The sequence below is a fragment of the Pseudomonas brassicacearum genome, from assembly GCF_003732265.1.
GTDB lineage: Bacteria > Pseudomonadota > Gammaproteobacteria > Pseudomonadales > Pseudomonadaceae > Aquipseudomonas > Aquipseudomonas brassicacearum_D.
In genome coordinates this window covers 1-435 of sequence record NZ_MOBK01000074.1, presented here as the reverse complement: position 1 = coordinate 435, position 435 = coordinate 1, and the positions used below count along the sequence as shown (strand labels likewise).

General features: G+C 57.2%; 1 protein-coding gene and 1 pseudogene. One reads left to right on the top strand and one right to left on the bottom strand.

The genetic code is table 11. The annotated features are described in order from the left end of the window. Positions 1-137 (bottom strand): annotated as a pseudogene (locus tag BK660_RS33245) (hypothetical protein); the annotation flags it as partial. Between the two features lie 216 nt (positions 138-353). On the opposite strand from BK660_RS33245, the gene BK660_RS33240 reads away from it, so the two are divergent. Next, a partial coding sequence (locus tag BK660_RS33240; RefSeq protein ID WP_259698549.1) for a hypothetical protein occupies positions 354-435 on the top strand: 82 nt, incomplete at its 3' end.

Below are 435 nucleotides of genomic sequence, written 5' to 3'. Positions count from 1 at the left end.
AAGCCTTCAGCCTTGGCCAGATCCAGTTCATGCCAGGCCGCGTCGAGCTGGCTGCCGCAGCTGTCGCGGTAAGCGGTTTTACCGGCGCAACCGGCCAATACCAGAGCCATCAACGGCACACAGATCCAGGCTTTCATCACTCACACCTCAAAATAGGTCAACAGTCGTGCAGGTAAGACGGCTTGGCTGCGAAAAAGTGCCTCGCCGGCGGGTGAAACCGCGCAACTGAGAAGGATATAGCCGAAGGGTCATGCAGTATCGAAAAAACGACGTCACTGACGCACTGAACGACTTCGGCGATTGAGCCGACCCGGCGATGGGTGCATTGTGCAACCTTGTCGGGAGGAAGTTTGATGAAAAAGCGTGTCGCACTGGTGCTGGGCTCCGGTGGCGCCCGGGGTTATGCCCATATCGGAGTCATTGAAGAGATCGAAC